At 33.6% G+C, this 581-nt stretch carries 1 protein-coding gene; it reads left to right on the top strand.

Annotated features, from left to right (window positions below; all coding sequences use genetic code 11):
* Positions 1-193 precede the first annotated feature (193 nt).
* Entirely contained in the window at positions 194-556 is a 363-nt protein-coding gene (locus tag EZV76_RS17875) for an NAD(P)H-quinone oxidoreductase subunit 3 (protein ID WP_136567695.1), read from the top strand.
* Positions 557-581: the final 25 nt, after the last annotated feature.

The raw sequence follows: 581 nt of genomic DNA, 5'->3' as shown, positions 1-581 counted from the left end.
GAAATAGGATTTCATTCGATGAATCKTGAAATGARKYKTSCCCGAGCCCRACAGTAAAAAAACGAAACTASTCRTTTCGARCAAAATKCATTTTTGTTTGTTTTGACTCAAGAATTAGAGTTATGGGYGACTTAACRATTCGAATTCAAATCGASTMATMCGGYATATTTTCCACATTMMYAGGAGTKCKTTTATGTTTCTGCTTTATGAATATGATATTTTTTGGGCMTTTYTAATAATATCAAGTCTTATTCCGATTTTGGCATTTTTTATTTCCGGAGTTTTAGCCCCGATTAGCCAAGGRCCAGAGAAAYTTTCTAGTTAYGAATCGGGTATAGAACCAATGGGCGACGCTTGGTTACAATTTAGAATTCGTTATTATATGTTTGCTCTAGTTTTTGTTATTTTTGATGTTGAAACCGTTTTTCTTTATCCATGGGCAATGAGTTTTGATATATTGGGTCTATCCGTATTTATAGAAGCTTTAATTTTTGTGCTTATCTTAATTGTTGGTTTAGTTTATGCATGGCGGAAGGGGGCATTGGAATGGTCTTAGCTCCTGAATATTCAGACAATAAAAA

The sequence above is a fragment of the Flagellimonas alvinocaridis genome (genome assembly GCF_004916895.1).
GTDB lineage: Bacteria > Bacteroidota > Bacteroidia > Flavobacteriales > Flavobacteriaceae > Flagellimonas > Flagellimonas alvinocaridis.
The sequence above is the reverse complement of the archived record's forward strand: the minus strand, read 5'-3'. Positions and strand labels throughout refer to the sequence as shown.